This window comes from Bacillus sp. LH1, from assembly GCF_057924895.1.
On the sequence record NZ_CM175007.1, the window covers coordinates 1,083,210 to 1,101,692 of the forward strand.

Annotated in this window: 13 protein-coding genes; 10 read left to right on the forward strand and 3 right to left on the reverse strand. The window is 36.4% G+C overall.

Features of this window, described 5'->3' with window-relative positions; translation table 11 throughout:
• Positions 1–169: 169 nt before the first annotated feature.
• Positions 170–667, reverse strand: a complete 498-nt coding sequence (gene hmoB / locus ACX9TM_RS05695) for a heme-degrading monooxygenase HmoB (protein WP_000644063.1) — start codon at positions 665–667, stop codon at positions 170–172.
• Positions 668–794: 127 nt separating this feature from the next.
• Here hmoB and ACX9TM_RS05700 point away from each other — a divergent pair, with 127 nt between their 5' ends.
• The 4 genes from ACX9TM_RS05700 to hemY all read left to right on the forward strand — a co-directional run bounded on the left by ACX9TM_RS05700 (position 795) and on the right by hemY (position 6,527).
• Positions 795–2,912 (forward strand): transglycosylase domain-containing protein, encoded by a 2,118-nt coding sequence (locus tag ACX9TM_RS05700; RefSeq protein ID WP_000756284.1) that lies wholly within the window; start codon positions 795–797, stop codon positions 2,910–2,912.
• Positions 2,913–3,089: 177 nt separating this feature from the next.
• Positions 3,090–4,136, forward strand: a complete 1,047-nt coding sequence (gene hemE, locus ACX9TM_RS05705) for a uroporphyrinogen decarboxylase (RefSeq protein WP_033684308.1) — start codon at positions 3,090–3,092, stop codon at positions 4,134–4,136.
• 14 nt (positions 4,137–4,150) lie between these two features.
• The gene (gene hemH, locus ACX9TM_RS05710; protein ID WP_000726775.1) at positions 4,151–5,086 is read left to right on the forward strand and encodes a ferrochelatase; all 936 of its coding nucleotides are present in this window, start codon (positions 4,151–4,153) and stop codon (positions 5,084–5,086) included.
• A 19-nt stretch (positions 5,087–5,105) separates the two neighbouring features.
• A complete protein-coding gene (hemY, locus tag ACX9TM_RS05715; protein WP_001228071.1) occupies positions 5,106–6,527 on the forward strand; it encodes a protoporphyrinogen oxidase in 1,422 nt (473 codons plus the stop codon).
• Between the two features lie 56 nt (positions 6,528–6,583).
• Here the strand turns inward: hemY and ACX9TM_RS05720 are convergent, their stop codons facing one another.
• A complete protein-coding gene (locus ACX9TM_RS05720) occupies positions 6,584–7,936 on the reverse strand; it encodes a DUF4026 domain-containing protein (protein WP_000453703.1) in 1,353 nt (450 codons plus the stop codon).
• 241 nt (positions 7,937–8,177) lie between these two features.
• Between ACX9TM_RS05720 and ACX9TM_RS05725 the strand changes: the two genes are divergently transcribed.
• Both ACX9TM_RS05725 and ACX9TM_RS05730 read left to right on the forward strand, forming a co-directional pair.
• Positions 8,178–10,544 carry a DUF6359 domain-containing protein gene (locus ACX9TM_RS05725; protein WP_065381842.1) on the forward strand — a complete coding sequence of 789 codons (2,367 nt, stop codon included), beginning with the start codon at positions 8,178–8,180 and terminating at the stop codon, positions 10,542–10,544.
• Between the two features lie 132 nt (positions 10,545–10,676).
• Positions 10,677–10,976, forward strand: coding sequence for a hypothetical protein (locus ACX9TM_RS05730; RefSeq protein ID WP_001176848.1), 300 nt, complete (start codon positions 10,677–10,679; stop codon positions 10,974–10,976).
• A 54-nt stretch (positions 10,977–11,030) separates the two neighbouring features.
• Here ACX9TM_RS05730 and ACX9TM_RS05735 read toward each other — a convergent pair whose 3' ends face one another.
• A complete protein-coding gene (locus ACX9TM_RS05735; RefSeq protein ID WP_000984145.1) occupies positions 11,031–11,876 on the reverse strand; it encodes a hypothetical protein in 846 nt (281 codons plus the stop codon).
• Positions 11,877–12,105: 229 nt separating this feature from the next.
• Between ACX9TM_RS05735 and ACX9TM_RS05740 the strand changes: the two genes are divergently transcribed.
• The 4 genes from ACX9TM_RS05740 to ACX9TM_RS05755 all read left to right on the forward strand — a co-directional run bounded on the left by ACX9TM_RS05740 (position 12,106) and on the right by ACX9TM_RS05755 (position 18,462).
• Positions 12,106–12,507, forward strand: a complete 402-nt coding sequence (locus ACX9TM_RS05740) for a BlaI/MecI/CopY family transcriptional regulator (RefSeq protein WP_000184504.1) — start codon at positions 12,106–12,108, stop codon at positions 12,505–12,507.
• Positions 12,508–12,509: 2 nt separating this feature from the next.
• The gene (locus tag ACX9TM_RS05745; RefSeq protein WP_065382104.1) at positions 12,510–14,423 is read left to right on the forward strand and encodes a M56 family metallopeptidase; all 1,914 of its coding nucleotides are present in this window, start codon (positions 12,510–12,512) and stop codon (positions 14,421–14,423) included.
• Positions 14,424–14,636: 213 nt separating this feature from the next.
• Positions 14,637–15,209 carry a TetR/AcrR family transcriptional regulator gene (locus ACX9TM_RS05750; RefSeq protein ID WP_000963381.1) on the forward strand — a complete coding sequence of 191 codons (573 nt, stop codon included), beginning with the start codon at positions 14,637–14,639 and terminating at the stop codon, positions 15,207–15,209.
• Positions 15,210–15,426: 217 nt separating this feature from the next.
• Entirely contained in the window at positions 15,427–18,462 is a 3,036-nt protein-coding gene (locus ACX9TM_RS05755) for a YhgE/Pip domain-containing protein (RefSeq protein ID WP_000678080.1), read from the forward strand.
• Positions 18,463–18,483: the final 21 nt, after the last annotated feature.

The following is an 18,483-nucleotide window of genomic DNA, read 5'->3' on the forward strand; positions in this document are numbered from 1 at the left end:
TCGTTGATATATTTCAAGATATGATAGATATATTCGGAAAATCGTTGATATATTTCAAGATGTGATAGATATATTCGGAAAATCGTTGATATATTCAAAGATATGATAGATATATTCGGAAAATCGTTAATATAATTTCACGTACTGTTAGTGTTGTATTATGTTTTAATTAAACTAACACATCAAAAGTAGTCACAAAAGATGGACGAGAGAAAATACTCTTTTGCTGTTCCGCATGTGGATGCGCTTGAGCTTGTCCTTCTGCTTGCGTGGGACGTTTTTTATGAGCGTTTTCGAATGAACGTGATTCTGTCCAGTCTTTAAAGTTTTGCTCTGTTTCCCACATCGTTAAGATGACGTATGTATCGTTACTTAATGGACGTAGAACACGGATTGCTTGGAATCCTGGTTCGTTTTCAATAAGGCCTGCGCGGTTTTTAAAGCGGTTTTCAAATACTGGGCGACCTTCGTCTGTGACAGAAATGTTGTTACAAACGATATAGCCAGGTTGTCCTTTAAATTCACCGACAGCATCTAGTACATCATATTGAAGTGAACCTTCTACAGATTCTTCTGTATTTTCTTTATAAAACATATTTTTTTCATCATTTTTTGCAGTGAAATGTGCTTGTTCTAGAGGTGTTTCGTATGAAATAATAGCCTTCATTTTAATGCCCCCTTAATAGTTTGTTTCTATTATATCAACTCTCTTAAAAAACTTCGAAGATTATATACATAAAGATACTTCTTTTTCAAATAATAAATGTACCATCATTTGGAAAGAAGGACGATGTATGAAGAAAGTAAAGTGGACTTTATTAGGCGGCGTCGCAACGTTCGTAGTAGCGATTGTAATCTATAAACTTATCGTGTTAGCTGGTGGCTATATGATGGATGAAAAGCAGCTCGTTTTCCACTCTTCATCACGTATCGTTGACCAGAAAGGGAAAGAAATTACGAAATTATACGTAGAAAATAGAGAGCTCGTACCGATCGAGCAAATTCCGAAGTATGTGCAGCAGGCGTTTGTTGCGGTGGAAGATTCTCGTTTTTATGAGCATCAAGGGATTGATTATCCGTCTATATTCCGTGCTCTTTATAAAGATACGTTAGCTGGAGAGAAGGTAGAGGGCGGTAGTACCATTACGCAGCAACTCGCTAAAAACGTCTTTTTAACTCGTGAAAAAACATTTACGCGCAAATTGAAGGAAGTCGCAATTTCTCTTCAATTAGAGCAAAAATATACGAAGCAACAAATTCTTGAAATGTATATGAATCATATTTATTTTGGTCATGGGGCTTACGGTATTCAAGCGGCAGCAAAGTTGTATTTTAATAAAAATGTTGAGGATTTAACAGTAGAGGAAGGGGCAATGCTTGCAGGCCTTCCGAAGTCACCAAACGGATATTCACCTTATTTTTCCCCAGAGAAGAGTAAGGAACGCCGTGATTTAGTATTGTCACTTATGCATAAACAAGGCTATTTGACTGCCGAAGAAAGCGTACGTTATCAAGGGAAGACAATTGCTCTATATAAAAATTTAGATGAGAATGAGCTTGCATATATGCCGTATATTGATATGGTCATAGATGAAGCCGCTCGTTTATACGGATTGTCTCATCAAGAAGTACTTCGCGGAGGATATACGTTTGTCGTACCTATGGATGAAAAGATTCAAAAGGTAGCATATAACCAGTTTCAAGATGCAAGGAATTTCCCTGGGAAAGAAGAGGGGGCGCAAGGTGCTTTCTTATTAATGGATAATCGTACGGGAGGGATTAAAGCGGCGATTGGGGGAAGAAAGTACGTCCCGAGAGGATTTAATCGTGTTTTTGCCAAAAGGCAGCCTGGATCTGTTTTAAAACCACTTATCGTTTATGCACCAGCACTAGAAACGAAAAAGTATAATCCGTATTCTTTATTAACGAATGAAAGAAATTCTTTTGAAGGGTATGAACCTCGAAATTATAATCATGAGTATTCAAAAGAAATGACGATGTATGATGCGATTTTAGAGTCGGCAAATGTACCGGCAGTTTCTTTATTAAATGAGTTAGGGGTAGAAGAAGGAAAGCAATATTTAGAAAAAGGAAATGTTCATATTGCAGATGCTGGTTTAAGTACAGCGCTTGGCGGATTGAAAAATGGCGTTTCAACATTTGATCTTGTAAAAATGTACCGTTCATTTTTAGCAAATGGAAATATTATCGAGCCGCACGTTATTGATAAAGTATTAAACAGACACGGTGCAGTCATTGGGGAATCTCCAAAAGTAGAGACAAAAATCTTCTCGAAGCAGACAGCATGGTATATGACGAAAATGCTAGAAGGAGTTGTGAAGGAAGGGACAGCAAGAGTTGGTGTATATAACGGTGCGTTAGCTGGAAAAACGGGTACAACTTCATTGCCAAATGACGATAAGGGAGCAAGAGATATGTGGTTCGTTGGTTATACACCGAACTTAGTAGGCGCTGTTTGGATTGGTTATGACCGTACGGATAAGGAGCATCAGTTGCAAGGAGAAAGTGCATCTGCGACAAAATTGTTTAAGAAAATTTTAACGAAGGCTAATGTAGAACATAAAGAGAAGTTTATGAAGCCTGAAGGTGTGGAAACAATCGGCGCTCCGATTCGGCTGCGCAAAATTGAAGATGTAAAAATGAAATTATCATTTAGCCCTTTCGGTTTATTTAAAGCAAAATTAAGCTGGACGCCACTTCCAGATAACAGAATTATGTACCGAATCTATAGAGTGGAGAACGGAATTCATACGCATGTTAGCACTGTAAATGGTGCTGGGGAATATGAGGAAAAGTTCGTTAACATATTTTCAAAACCGAGCTTTTACGTTGTACCATATAATACACAAACGAATCGTGAAGGAGAAAAGTCAAAAGTAGCTAAACCATAGTTTTTCTCTGTGTTATAATAAGAATGTTGTGAAAATAGTAAGCGTTTTTAAGAATGTTTGTGTCAATTTAATGAACAACGTACATAATATTATGCATTTTGTTTTTACAAGCTGTATAGTAAAAAAAGATAAATATCGAACGTATTCGAAGCATTGGTAAGGAAGGGAGCAAGGGTCTTGGTAAGAACTATAAATGAGACATTTTTAAAAGCATGTAGGGGGGAACGTACCGATTATGTACCAGCATGGTATATGCGTCAAGCAGGTCGTTCACAGCCGGAATATAGAAAGATTAAAGAAAAGTATTCTTTATTTGAAATTACACACAATCCAGAGTTATGTGCTTACGTTACAAAATTGCCGGTTGATCAGTATAACGTAGACGCAGCAATTCTTTATAAAGATATTATGTCACCACTACCTGCAATTGGTGTGGATGTAGAAATTAAATCAGGTATTGGCCCAGTTATCGATAACCCAATCCGTTCTTTACAAGACGTAGAAAAACTAGGGGAAATCAATCCAGAAGATGACGTACCGTACATACTAGATACAATTCGTTTATTAACGACAGAAATGTTAGACGTACCGTTAATCGGTTTTTCAGGAGCTCCATTTACATTAGCGAGCTATATGATTGAAGGCGGTCCATCTCGTAACTACCATAATACGAAAGCGTTCATGTATGCAGAGCCGAAAGCTTGGTTCGCTTTAATGGATAAACTAGCAGATATGGTTATTACATATTTAAAAGCGCAAATTAACGCAGGAGCAAAAGCAGTTCAAATTTTCGATTCTTGGGTTGGAACAGTAAATGTAGCGGATTATCGCGTATTTATTAAACCAGCAATGGAGCGTATTTTTGCAGAAGTTCGTAAGATGGATGTTCCAATGATTATGCACGGCGTAGGAGCTGCACACTTAGTGAATGAGTGGCACGACTTACCGCTTGATGTAGTCGGCTTAGATTGGCGCTTACCGATTGAAGAAGCACGTGCACGGGGCGTTCATAAGGCGGTACAAGGTAATATGGACCCTTCATTCTTACTTGCACCATGGTCTGTTATTGAAGAACATGTAAAAAGTATTTTAGATCAAGGGATGAAACAGCCGGGTTATATCTTTAACTTAGGTCACGGTGTATTCCCAGAAGTAAATCCAGATACATTAAAACGTTTAACTACATTTATTCATGAATACTCTAAAGGGCAGTTAGCGAAGTAAAGGAGCATTGCTGTATGAAAAAGAAAATTGGTTTGCTTGTAATGGCATACGGAACGCCATATAAAGAAGAAGATATTGAACGTTACTATACACATATTCGCAGAGGAAGAAAGCCAAGTCCTGAAATGCTGGAAGATTTAACAGAGCGTTACCGTGCAATTGGTGGTATTTCTCCTTTAGCTACTATTACATTAGAGCAAGCTAAGAAGTTAGAGAAGCGTTTAAATGAAGTACAAGATGAAGTAGAGTACCATATGTATCTTGGCTTAAAACATATTGAACCGTTTATTGAAGATGCAGTGAAAGATATGCATAACGACGGAATACAAGATGCAATCGCGCTTGTTCTTGCACCTCACTATTCTACGTTTAGCGTGAAATCATACGTTGGACGAGCACAAGAAGAAGCTGAGAAACTTGGAAACTTAACAATTCATGGCATTGATAGCTGGTATAAAGAGCCGAAATTCATCCAGTACTGGGTCGATGCAGTGAAAGGTATATATAACGGTATGTCAGATGCAGAGCGTGAAAAAGCAGTATTAATCGTATCTGCACATAGCTTACCAGAGAAAATTATTGCAATGGGCGATCCATATCCAGATCAATTAAATGAAACAGCGGACTATATCGCGCGCGGAGCTGAAGTAGCAAACTATGCAGTAGGCTGGCAAAGTGCAGGAAACACACCAGATCCTTGGATTGGTCCAGATGTACAAGATTTAACGAGAGAACTAAATGAAAAGCACGGTTATACTTCATTCGTATATGCACCAGTTGGATTTGTTGCGGAACATTTAGAAGTTTTATATGACAACGACTTTGAGTGTAAAGTTGTAACGGATGAAATTGGCGCGAAATATTATCGTCCAGAAATGCCAAATGCATCGGACGCATTTATTGATTGTTTAACAGATGTTGTATTAAAGAAAAAAGAATCTGTACTGTAAGAAGAAAGGGGGAGCCTGCTTGAGGAAAAAGGTTGTGATCATCGGCGGAGGCATCACTGGATTAACAGCAATGTATAACTTACAAAAAAATATTCATGAAAAAAACTTGCCGATTGATACATTACTTATAGAAGCATCGGGTAAACTTGGCGGAAAAATTCAAACCGTTCGAAAAGATGGATTTACAATTGAGCGCGGACCAGATTCTTTCTTAGCACGAAAAGAAAGTGCAGCTAGATTAGTGAAAGAATTAGGTCTTGGCGATGAACTTGTAAATAATCAAGCCGGTCAATCATTTATCCTTGTAAACAATCGGTTACATAAAATGCCGAATGGATCAATGATGGGAATTCCAACGCAAATTACGCCGTTTCTATTTTCCGGGCTGTTCTCCCCAATTGGTAAACTAAGAGCTGGCTTTGATCTATTAATGCCGAGGTCAAAGCCAGTATCTGACCAATCACTCGGACAATTTTTCAGACATCGTCTTGGAAACGAAGTGGTTGAAAACTTAATAGAGCCGTTACTATCGGGTATTTATGCAGGGGATATTGATGAAATGAGCTTAATGTCAACATTCCCGCAAATGTATCAAATTGAGCAGAAACATCGCAGTATTTCACTCGGTATGCGTACGCTCGCTCCGAAAGAAGAGAAAGCTGAACCGAAAAAGGGAATGTTCCAAACAGTGAAAACAGGTTTAGAATCTATCGTAAAATCTCTCGAAGCAAAGATGCATGAAGGTACGATAATAAAGGGAACTCGCATTGAAAAAGTTGCGAAACAGGGTGATGGTTATACGATTACTCTTAGTAACGGAAAAGAAATAGAAGCGGACGCCATCGTAGTGGCAACTTCGCATAAAGTATTGCCGTCCATGTTTGCTCAGTACAAGCAGTTTCGTTTCTTCCGTAATATTCCATCCACATCCGTTGCGAATGTGGCACTTGCTTTCCAAAAGTCTGCAATCCAGCGCGATATTAATGGTACAGGATTTGTCGTATCACGAAATAGCGATTACACCATTACAGCATGTACGTGGACGCATAAAAAATGGCCACATACAACGCCAGAAGGAAAAACACTCCTTCGCTGTTACGTTGGACGTGCTGGTGATGAAGCGGTTGTAGAACAAACTGAAGAAGAACTCGTTCAGCTCGTACTAGAAGATTTAAGGAAGACGATGGATATTACAGAGGATCCAGAGTTTACAATCGTAAGTCGCTGGAAAGAAGCGATGCCTCAATATACAGTGGGTCATAACGAGCGAATGAAAAAGCTCACAACATTTATGGAGAAAGAGTTGCCAGGTATATACTTGGCAGGTAGCTCCTATGCTGGTGCTGGACTTCCAGACTGTATGAATCAAGGTGAGGAAGCTGCAAAGCGTGTATTATCTCATTTGGAGAAAGTAATAGATGCTGAATTAATCGCACAATAAATTATAAGAAACGCCTTCAATCATATTGAAGGCGTTTCGTTTATTATATAAAATACTTATTCGCCAATAAACATATATAAGTTATTTGGCTTTATAACAGCATCTCCTGCATAAATAACCCAATCTGTTAAGTTATCAAAATCTAAATGATAACTATTTCCTTCACTCATATCTTCTATAAAATATGGTTCATTGATGAGTATTCCTTGAATCAGGTCTTCTGTAATATGTTGCATTTCAAACCACATATGTTCGCTTTTACCCTCTTCATAGGAAACACCAAACTTAGCGAGAAAACGAAACTCTTCATTGGATTTTTCAATTTGAAAAATGTTGCTGAAATACCCGAAAGTATTTTTCGCATTATAAGCCATACGATCGGTTTCACTATTTGTTTTATAGAACATGAGCCCTGTAGCTTCCTCGTGTTCTTTGAAAAAACTTTCAATATATTCTTCTGAAGTATTAAATTTGAATAAGAGAACGGATGGAGATTGATGGTATTCATCTCGGGCATCCATTCCGCCTAAGAATGTATTTTGTGCATCTATTGGCTGTAATTTCACTTCTTCATCCTCGATTGAAGATAATTGGTCCATACTCGTTTTATGCCCTATATAAGATAATCCTTTCTCCCACGGAACAGCGACTGTATGTATAGAACCTTGCTGACTATGCGCGATAACGATAGGCTCATTCATAGGGACTTGTCCATTCTCAACGGCATTATTAGCAAATGTTTGAAAGAGATCGCCAATGCCGTAGTAGGAAGAAATGCGATTTGGAATAATTAACTCTATTTCAGTTACGCCCGCTCTTAAAAGGCCGTGTGTATGAAACCAATATTGCGTAGGCTCGCCTTCTTTATCGTCTTCATAAACGGAATGAATAACGTATAAGTCAGGAATGTCAGGTAATAATTCATTTTCAACGTGATATTCAATATAGTTTCTAGATATCACTTTCATTGCTGCACTTGAATCGATTACAAATAACAAATCTGGGGCGAGGTTCCATAAAAATTGTATTTGCTGGAAAAAGCAGTCGAGTACATCGCCTACAAATAGCGTACGAGTGAAAATTTCAGTACCGAAAGCCGCATCTTCAAAATTACGATCTACAATTGTAGAATCTTGTCTATTGTACATTTTATATTCTTCTGGGTCATTCGCCTCATCAATATGCAGTTCATACGGTATGATTGTTTCATCCATATGTAACTCAACAATAAGGCTTGTCTCATCACTATAAACAATTTTTAACTCATCAACTTTAGTAGCGATATTTTCTAGCCGTTGTTTTAACTGCTCAATTGTAATTCTAGTTGGTATAACAGCAATCATATCTGAAAAATGACGTTCTAATGTTCCATTCATAGCTGCGCGGTATGTTTCTGTTTGCACTTCCATCCAATCACTCCTATTCAAATGAATCCATTTTACATACCAATCAAATGTCGATATTTTCTGTTTTCTCTCTCTAACATTATAGAGTGCATTTGTAGAAGGTGTAAAATTATTATTTTGTATTATAGTTTGAAAGCTTGTAAATTAAATAAATCTTTTGTAAAATTTGTCGAAAAATAGTTCTATATAACGAATCATTTGTTATGATAGAAATGCTGAGAAAATATGAAATAGGGAGAGGAAAATGGCTGTGAAGAAATTGTTAAGCGTCTTTTTATCATTCTTGCTATTGCTTTCATTTACTGGAACTTTAGCGCAAGCAGAAGAAACTGCTTCTATGTCAGTAGAAAAAGCAATTCAAGTATTTAAGCAGCAAGGGAAAACGAAGGGGATTGTGGAAGGATATATTGTCGGATATACGCAAAGTTCTTCTAAATATACGAAGGATCCAGCTAAGTTTGATGATACAAACGTAGCAATTGCAGATTCGCCAAACGAAACGAATCCAGACAAAATCATGCCCGTTCAGTTGCCAAAAGGTGATGTGAGAACGGCAGTGAATGTAAAAGATCACCCTGAAAATATCGGGAAGAAAGTTAGTTTGACTGGGACTCTTGAATTATATTTTAGTAACCCAGGTTTAAAATCAGTAACAGCTTATAAGTTTCAAGGTGAAGGACAAAACCGTGTTAGCGATGTAGTAGCTTCACCGAACGGCGGAGAAGTTGCTAAAGGAACAGCGGTAACATTAACGACGAATACAGAAGGTGCAACGATTTACTATACGTTAGATGGCTCTAATCCTACTAATAAAAGTGTTCTTTATAATGGACAAATTATAGTGAATGAAAATAGTGTAGTGAAAGCAATCGCAGAAAAAGAAGGACTTACTTCTTCAGCAATTTCGACATTTTCATTTATTATCGTAAATAATGAACAGGTTCGTATTCATGACATTCAAGGAAAATCACATATGTCTCCTTACAACGGGAAGAAAGTAAACAATGTGGAAGGCGTTGTCACAGCGCTTGATAAAAATGGTTTTTATATAGAAGATAATCAGCCAGATAATGATCCAGCTACTTCAGAAGGTATGTACGTATATAAAAAAGATGCGAATGTAGCAGTAGGAGATCTTATTCAAGTTGATGGAGTAGTAGAAGAATATGTTGGACCAGGATATGCAGAGCGATTTGAAACAGACTTAACGACGACAGAAATTAAGGCGAGTCGCGTTGCTGTAATCGCAAAAGATCAATCTTTGCCAGCACCGATTGTACTTGGGGAAAACGGTGTGAAAATCCCAGACCAGATTATTGATAATGATGCATTTAGTTTATTTGATCCAAATGAAGATGCAATCGACTTTTATGAAAGTATAGAAGGTATGCGTGTTACGATGCCAACACCAAAAATTATTACACCTCAGAAAAACGGAAATTTATATGTAACAGTAAAAAATGGTGGAGATAAAGTAGTAACACAATATGGCACACCTCTATTAGATGAAAATCAATTAAACCCAGAGCGCCTTTCTGTAAAAGTACCTCGCGATTATGTAGCAAAAGTAGGAGATACTTTCACTGGAGATATAACAGGGGTAGTAGGATATGATTACGGTTCTTTCCGTATTTCGCCAATAACAGAACTGCCAGCTGTAGTGGATGGTGGATTTAAGCAAGTAGGCGCAAATATTCAGCCACGTCTTGATAAGTTAACGGTTGCTACATATAACATTGAAAACTTCTCAGCGAATAAAAAAGAAACAACAGATGAAAAGGTAAAAGCGTTAGCGTATTCTATTAAATACAACTTAAAAATGCCAGATATTATCGGTGTAGAGGAAATGCAAGATAATAACGGATCAATTAATGACGGTACAACAGATGCGTCATTAAGCGCAAAACGTATCATTGATGCAGTGCTAGAAATTCGTGGACCGAAGTATGAGTATGTAGAAATCGCTCCAAACAATAATCAAGACGGAGGAGCACCAGGAGCGAATATTCGCGTCGGCTTCTTCTATAATCCATCACGCGTGAAATTAGCGACGGTACCAAAGTTACTTGATAAAAATGTTGTTCGTATTGGAGACGAAAATCCATTATTTGAAAGTACACGTAAACCGTTAGCGGCAGAATTTACGTTCCAAGGACAAAACATTGTTGTCGTTGCAAATCACTTAAACTCAAAACTAGGAGATGCAACGCCATTTGGAAAAGTGCAGCCGCTCGTATTAAAAAGTGAAGACAAACGAATTCAGTTAGCACAAGAGGTAAATCATTTCGTGCAAGGAATTCAGAAAAAGAATACGAATGCACCAGTTGTCGTGTTAGGTGATATGAACGATTTCGAATTCTCTAAACCACTAAAAACACTAGAGGGAACAATCTTAAAAGATATGTTAAACACAGTGCCAAAAGAGAATCGTTACACGTACATTCACGAAGGAAATGCACAAGTGTTAGATCATATTTTAGTAACAAATAATATCGCACCACACACAATTGTAGATCCAGTGCACTTAAACTCAAATATAATGAAAGAGCACGGACGTGTAAGCGACCATGACCCAGTACTTGCTCAAATTGATTTGAAGAAAGCTTCTTAAAGAAAGGAACGCTTAGGTAACTAAGCGTTCTTTGTTTGCATCGTTATAGAATAGTATAAAGAGATGATTCCTTTTTTTGTAATCTAATGATAAAATTGATCGAATATTTAGTTTTTAATAAGGAGGACAACCATGCAGTTACAAATAAATGGAAAGGTAATGAATCAGTTTGCAATTTTTTTTAGTACGATCGTCATGCTTCAGTTTGTAGCTGATATAACAGGACTTACAAGCAATCTAGATATTACGTATAACTTAATACATACAGCAGCTTCTTATATAACATTTAGTTTGGCGGTTATTTTCACTTTAATAGGTGCAAGAAGAGAATTAAGTAAATATGCAATTGTTTCATTATGTTTAGTAATAGCGATTAAAGCGATTTATTTTGTAGCGGTTGTTATTTTATGGGGATTGGCAGGTACACCGTAAGTGAATAGTAAATAAAACCCTAATTTCCAATATAGTAAGGAAATTAGGGTTTTATTATACTTGAAACGCTTTTCTGCACCGCTCTCTTTTTTGCAACCTTCTTCTATATTTTTTTCTATCACGTTTTACTCCTTGTATATACATGATTAAGCTAACGAAGAGGAAGAAGGCACATTGTATTGTCAAAATATATGGTGACATGCCATGCAGCGGCTGCCTTGGATCATATAAATGAATAGGTGCTCCGCCTATTGTAGGGAGTACCGTATTTAGCAGGACGTAAGGAATAGAGGTAGTTGCAAATGGAAATAGAAGCGCCATATAGTCCTTTTGGGACCATGCAGATGCAGCAAGTCCTAAAAGAGCCATCAAACCTGCAAATAAAAAATTAATTCCGATATATACAGCAATGTAAGTGATGGGAGAAGTTTCATATAAGTTTGCGAACATCCCGTTATCATTTATAATGCCTGAACCAGCCGTTGGTACTCCGTCTGGAATGGTTAATTTGCAAAATAATAACGATAAGATGAATGGAAATGTATAAAGAAGTCCGCCGCAAAAAAATGTAACGATATATTTCGTTACTGAATAAGAAAATAAAGAAATTTCTTTACTGACAAACGGTTTAAAACCATCGGACTTATCCGAGTTATAACTTGTACTAAAGGGAAGACTTGCAATAACTGGCATTAATAATAAATAAACATCCATTTCATTTCCACGAAATCCAATCCATTTAATATCCGTCGATATAGGTCCATTCGCAGCGTCTCCTAAATAACGAATTACATAATAATAATGATAAATACAAATAAGAACAAATCCACTAAACATAATAATTAAAGAAACACGATTACAAAAAGCTTGCTTTATATTTAAACGAAGCGCACGCATCATGACTGAAAAAGCCTCCACTATTTTGATAAACTTGTCTATTTTCTATATTACTATTAATTGTAAAGATTTTCTTGTTTTTTTATTTGATTATTTGAAAAAGAGGAATTTTGTTGTTGTGAAGTAAGGTTTAGCTGAAATTAATTTTTCTAAAATATGGTTGACAATTAAGTATTACATTTGTAATCTTAATTATAGATTACAAATGTAATACTTAGGAGTGAAACATACGATGACAAATCAATTACCTAAAATATCTGAAGCGGAATTAGAAATTATGAAAGTACTTTGGTCGAATTCTCCACAAACAGCGAATGAAATTATAGAAGAACTGGAAGATGCAATGGACTGGAAACCAAAAACAATCCGCACATTAATTAATCGATTAGTACAAAAGGAAGCCGTTTCTTACCATCAAGATAAAGGGCGAATGTATGCTTATTATCCGTTAGTATCACAACATAATTATTTGCAAGTGGAAACGAAATCTTTACTAAAACGTTTTTGCGGTGCAGCGTTTAAGCCATTACTTGTTAATTTCTTAAAAGAGGAGAAATTATCTTCAGAAGATATTAATGAATTAAAACGCATTTTAGATGAGAAGACAGAGGAGAATAAGAGGAAGGATCGATAAAAATGATAAACACGCTTATAAATGTATACCTTCCTCATTTTTTTGATTGGCTTATAGAAACGTCACTTATGGCTAGCATATTAGTCGGATTTATTTTATGTATAAAAGTTCTATTTAGAAATAAATTAACCCCCCGGTGGCAATATATGCTGTGGATCGTATTAATGATAAGACTCCTTTTACCGTGGTCGCCAGATAGCTCTTATAGCATTTACTCATTACTTTCTTATAGTTCTAGCGTATCGGAAGTTATTCCAAAAAATATGCCGGCTACTGAGAATATAGTAAACATAGAAAGCGACCGTAAAGTGGAATTGGAATCAAATTCTAAAATGGTGACAAAAACTAGCGAACCGGAAGTAAAAGTCAGTTCGGAAAAACAGACTACATTTTCTTTATACAAACTTGCTTTGTATGTGTGGCTAGCTGGGTTAATCATATTAGCGGTCATCACGTTTCTTACAAATAGACGTTTATATTCTTACATAAAGAAACAACCGGATATTACGGATGAACAGGCCATTACAGTGTTTAATCGCTGTAAGCAATCTATGAAAATGAAGAAGGCGGTTTCGTTACGTCTAGCGGGAAAGATTGCGAGCCCAACTGTGTTTAGTTTCTTTCGTCCGAAAGTATTACTATCAAAAAAACATATGAAAGTATTAAATGAGCAACAATTACAATATGTCTTTTACCATGAGTTAGCTCATATTAAGAGAAACGATGTAGCTGTAAATTGGATTATGTACAGTTTAATCCTATTAAATTGGTTCAATCCGATTCTTTGGTACGCCTATTTTTGTATGCGAGAAGATCAAGAATTAGCCTGTGATGCATATGCACTTACTTTTATAGATAAAGAGGAACAAATTGCATACGGACATACAATTATTACCCTTCTACAACACTATTCCTATCAAGTACCAAGCCTAGCAAATTTAAGTAGAAATAAACGAACACTAAAAAGGAGAATCGTTATGATTAAAAAATTCCAAAAGAAATCGTATCGTCTTTCTTTACTTGGAGTTATTGCTATAGTTGCTATTGCATCCCTTTCTTTATTCAATGCACGTGCAACGGAAGGAAAAGAAAAGCAAGAGGATAAAGTAGAGCAGTCAAAGGATGCTTTCCAAAATGCTGTAGATACATTATTTGGTACAGAGGAAAAGGCGAGAAAAGAGTGGGGAATGTCAAACTGGCAATATGAAAACCGAACAGCCTTTTTATATCATGCTGAAAAAGCTTTGACAAAGGAAGAGTTTGAGAATTATGTGCAGTTATATAAAGAGGTATTACAGATCGAGAAAAAAGGATTAGTTAGATTAAACTTACCCGAAAATTTCCAAGGGGATATAAAAGAGGTGAAAGAAGAGCGCTTAAGTACAGAAAATCGTGAAAAATTAAAAGAAATTCGTAATAAAACAACTCCTTATGAGGATAAGGTAGGGAAGTATTTAACATATACAGTTGAAGAAGTGCAGCAACATGTTGATTTCAAAATCAAGAGGCCAACTTATACAATTAAAGGATATACCCAAAAAGACGAAAGAGTGAATTATTATCTTAAGATAAAGCCGGAATTCACTATTGAATTAGAATATGCGAACGGAAAAGGAAATTATACAATTTCTCAATCGCAAGTTTTTGGGGAAAGCAAAGACCCATTTAGCCACCAGTTTATAGTGACTGAAAATATAGAAAAGTACGAACTAGAAGGGAATCAAATATTCTACGCTACTCATCACTCGGATAGTAATTTACAAGGTATGAAGATGATTGTTCCAGCAAAAGGGAAAGATAGTGCATATCAAATTGTCATTATTAATCATAGTTTAGAGAAGCAAGGAGAAGCAGTATTTGATAAGAATGTAAATAAAGAAGAGTTAGAGAAGGTTATGCTTTCTATGGTGAAATAATAAAAAGGTGTTCTTAAGATGTATATCTCAAGAACACCTTTTCCTTTTCTCTTTTCTTCTGATAAACTATGGACAGTATGATATACACTGACTGGAATTTTTTTATACTGGAAATAATAAAAAGAGAACTTGTATAGAATGTAAGCGTGTGGTAATATCAAAGATGTACTGATTGACTATATTATCCAATTGGTCATTTTTGGAGGTGACAATGTGGCGATAGATCGAAAACGTTCTATTATTGAAGCTGCAACAAAGTCTTTTTCAGCGTTCGGTTATAAAGCAACAACGATGGATCAAGTAGCGAAGTTAGCGAATGTAGGAAAAGGAACGATTTATACTTTTTTCAAAAATAAAGAAGAGCTATTTGGTGAAATTATTTCTAATTTAATTACAGAAATGAAGCAAGTTGCAGAAAGTGCAATTCGTTCAGATGTTTCATTTTTTGAAAATGTACATAGAGCATTATATAGCATCTTGGAATTTAGAAAAGAACATCAGCTCATGATTAAATTAATTCAAGAAGAGCGCGATATGGGAACGAAAGAAGTACAAGAAGTTATGCAACAAGTTGATGTGGAAATCGTTTCTGTTATTCAATCGTATTTAAAGATTGCGATTGAAAAAGGTGAAATTAGCAAATGTGATCCAGAAATTACAGCATTTATTATGCTGCGTCTATATGTATCGCTTATTTTTGATTGGGAAAAAAATCACGAACCGCTAGAAAAAGAAAAAATTGCAGAGTTATTTGAACTTTATTTATTAAAAGGATTGTCAAACTAAGATAATCCTTTTAATTTTATAAAAAATGACCAAATGAACAATGCGGTCATATATTTAAGTTAAGGGGGGATATAGAAAAATTATAATCATAATAAGAAAAAGTTGCATAGTAATAAATTCAGGGATAAGGCATATGTATGAACAAGTATAGCCTTTTTGTTTGGGTAAAAATGACTATATGAACATTTTGGTCATTTTATAAAAAGGGGGAGAAATTATGAAAGGGAATCAGTTACTTCGGAAAGAGTTCACGGAAATTATAAAAAGTAAAAAAATATTAATTCCAATTATTGCGGTCTTATTCGTACCGATTTTATATGCAGGGATGTTTTTGTGGGCCTTTTGGGATCCGTATAAACAGTTAGATGACTTACCAGTTGCAGTAGTCAATTTAGATAAAGGCGCAGTATTTGATGGGAAACCAATTGAGGTCGGAAAAGGGCTCGTTGATAATTTAAAAGATAATAAAAGTTTTAAATGGGAGTTCGTAAGTGAAAAAGAAGCGAAGAAAGGAATGGAAGGTAGAAAGTATTACATGTTAGTGCGCATTCCAGATGACTTCTCAAGTAACGCTACAACGTTACTAAAAGACAATCCAAAGCCATTAAACTTAGAGTACATTCCAAACGAAAGTTTAAACTTCTTATCTTCACAAATTGGAGGAACAGCCATTGAAAAGATTAAAACTGAAGTATCAAGTACGTTAACGAAAACATATGCAGAGAAAATGTTCGATTCTATTAAAGACGTCTCAAAAGGATTAGCAGATGGATCAGAAGGGGCAAGTAAACTACACGACGGATCAAGTGAATTGCATGATGGTTCAAGTAAAGTGACGGATGGCCTTCATACACTTCAAGGGAAGTCTGGGGAGATGAAGGATGGAGTTCAGAAATTAGCGGATGGATCTAATAAATTAGTAGATGGGTCAGGCAAAGTAACAAACGGTTTAAATGTGCTAAATAGTAAAACAGGTGAAATGCAGGTAGGTATAGGGAAATTAGTAGATGGGTCAGGCAAAGTAACAAATGGTTTAAATACACTAAATAGCAAAACAGGTGAAATGCAGATAGGTATAGGGAAATTAGTAGATGGGTCAGGCAAAGTAACAGATGGTTTACATGCATTAAATAGCAATGCAGGTATTGGGAAACTAGTAGATGGATCAGGTAAAGTAACAGATGGTTTACATGCATTAAATAGCAATGCAGGTATAGGGAAATTAGTAGACGGATCGGGCAAAGTAACAGACGGTTTAAATACGTTAAATAGTAAAACGGGTGAGTTGCGTGATGGATCTGAGAAAGTGACCGGTGGCTTGAACAAATTAGTAAGTAAATCCGGTGAATTAAAAACAGGAACAACGGACCTATCAAATGGTATGGGAAAACTCGTTGAAGGGCAAAGCCAATTAGAGGAAGGTTCTCAAGCGATCCAAAAGGGATTGCAAGAGTTAAATAGTAACGTACAAAAGTCTGCTGCAGGCTTAGAGGAAATGCAGTCGAAAGTTCCTTCTATATTGAATACAGTAAATGAAAAAATAGATGGAGCTGGGGCGAATGTAAATCAGTTAAATGAACTTACACAATCAACAGCAGGAGATGCAAAAAATGCAGCACAAGAGGTAGCGAATTTACAAAAGCAAATTGAAAGTTTACCAAAAGAATATCAAGAGCAGTTACAACCGTTCATAACAAGTGCTGTAAAAAGTACAGCGACAGTTCAGCAAAAGGCTGCCGGAGTAGCAGGTGGAACAAATAAACTAAATGAAGAAGTAAAACAATTAAAGGGCGAAATACATCAAACAACAAATGGGTTGCAAAAAAACTTACCAAATCCAGCAGGGATAAAAACTCTAGCAGGTGGTATTGAGAAACTAACGAGCGCACAAAATGAATTTGTTAGTAAGTTTCATGGATTTGGTGAGGGATTAGATAATGCAAAAATAGGTGCCGATAAATTAAAAGATGGATCAGTTCAATTAATTGATGGAGTAACGCAATTACAAAGTGGCTCTGGAAAAGTGACAGCAGGATTAGGTCAATTATCTGCAGGAGTAAATCAATTAGCAGATGGGTCTGGTCAAGTAACAGGCGGTTTAGGAACATTATCTGTAGGAGTATCCAAATTAGCAGATGGGTCTGGTCAAGTAACAGGCGGTTTAGGGACATTATCTGTAGGTGTAACGAAATTAGCAGATGGCTCAAGCCAAGTAACAGGTGGTTTAGGAACATTATCTGCAGGAGCAAACCAAATGGCAGGTGGCGTAAATCAATTAGCAGATGGTTCAAGCCAAGTAACAGATGGTTTAGGAACATTATCTGTAGGAGCAAACCAAATGGCAGGTGGCGTAAATCAATTAGCAGATGGATCTAATCAAGTAACAACTGGCTTAGGTACTCTAAATGGTGGCCTAAATAAAATGTCAACCGGCTCAACCCAGCTAATCGACGGAGTAAATAAACTAGCAGACGGATCAGGAAAAGTAACTGATGGACTAGTGAAAGTAAACGATGGTTCAGGTGAACTTGCAGAGAAACTTGGCGAAGGAGCAGAAAAAACTGGTGAAGTAAAAGGGACGGATAAAACGTATGATATGTTTGCAAGTCCTGTAAAAGTGAAGACGGAGAAAATGGCGGAAGTTCCAAACTACGGAACTGGATTTACGCCGTACTTCTTATCACTCGGTTTATTCGTTGGGGCATTACTATTATCAATCGTATATCCATTACGTGATACAGTCGGCGTTCCGAAATCAGGGTTTAGTTGGTTTATTAGTAAGTTCGGCGTACTACTATCAGTTGGTATTATTCAAGCGATAGTAGCAGATGTTATATTACTGTTCGGATTGGGTGTAGAAGTACAAAGCATTCCATACTTCATACTCTTTAGTATCATTACAAGTTTAGCATTTATCGCATTAATTCAATGTTTAGTAACAGCATTCGGTGATGCAGGCCGTTTTATCGCCATCATCACATTAATTATGCAGCTTACAACAAGTGCTGGAACATTCCCGTTAGAGTTGATTCCGAAGTTTTTACAACCATTCAATGCTTGGTTACCGATGACATATTCTGTATCAGGACTGAAAGCAGTCGTATCAAGCGGAGACTTTGACTTCATGTGGCAAAACGTAGGGGTGCTCATGATTTTCATTGTTGTATTATCACTTGGAACAATTGCATCCTTAACTTGGATGCACAAACGACAATTTAGAAATATTGCGGAAAATCAATCGATTGAAGCTTAGAAAAAAGCACCTTTTTGGTGC

Excerpts from the sequence above, each read along its gene's own strand:
- ACX9TM_RS05730 (WP_001176848.1), top strand. The coding sequence starts at position 10,677 with ATGCAGTTACAAATAAATGGAAAGGTAATGAATCAGTTTGCAATTTTT.
- ACX9TM_RS05735 (WP_000984145.1), bottom strand. The coding sequence starts at position 11,876 with ATGATGCGTGCGCTTCGTTTAAATATAAAGCAAGCTTTTTGTAATCGT.
- hemH (WP_000726775.1), top strand. The coding sequence starts at position 4,151 with ATGAAAAAGAAAATTGGTTTGCTTGTAATGGCATACGGAACGCCATAT.
- hmoB (WP_000644063.1), bottom strand. The coding sequence starts at position 667 with ATGAAGGCTATTATTTCATACGAAACACCTCTAGAACAAGCACATTTC.
- ACX9TM_RS05740 (WP_000184504.1), top strand. The coding sequence starts at position 12,106 with ATGACAAATCAATTACCTAAAATATCTGAAGCGGAATTAGAAATTATG.
- ACX9TM_RS05725 (WP_065381842.1), top strand. The coding sequence starts at position 8,178 with ATGGCTGTGAAGAAATTGTTAAGCGTCTTTTTATCATTCTTGCTATTG.
- ACX9TM_RS05700 (WP_000756284.1), top strand. The coding sequence starts at position 795 with ATGAAGAAAGTAAAGTGGACTTTATTAGGCGGCGTCGCAACGTTCGTA.
- ACX9TM_RS05720 (WP_000453703.1), bottom strand. The coding sequence starts at position 7,936 with ATGGAAGTGCAAACAGAAACATACCGCGCAGCTATGAATGGAACATTA.
- ACX9TM_RS05755 (WP_000678080.1), top strand. The coding sequence starts at position 15,427 with ATGAAAGGGAATCAGTTACTTCGGAAAGAGTTCACGGAAATTATAAAA.
- ACX9TM_RS05745 (WP_065382104.1), top strand. The coding sequence starts at position 12,510 with ATGATAAACACGCTTATAAATGTATACCTTCCTCATTTTTTTGATTGG.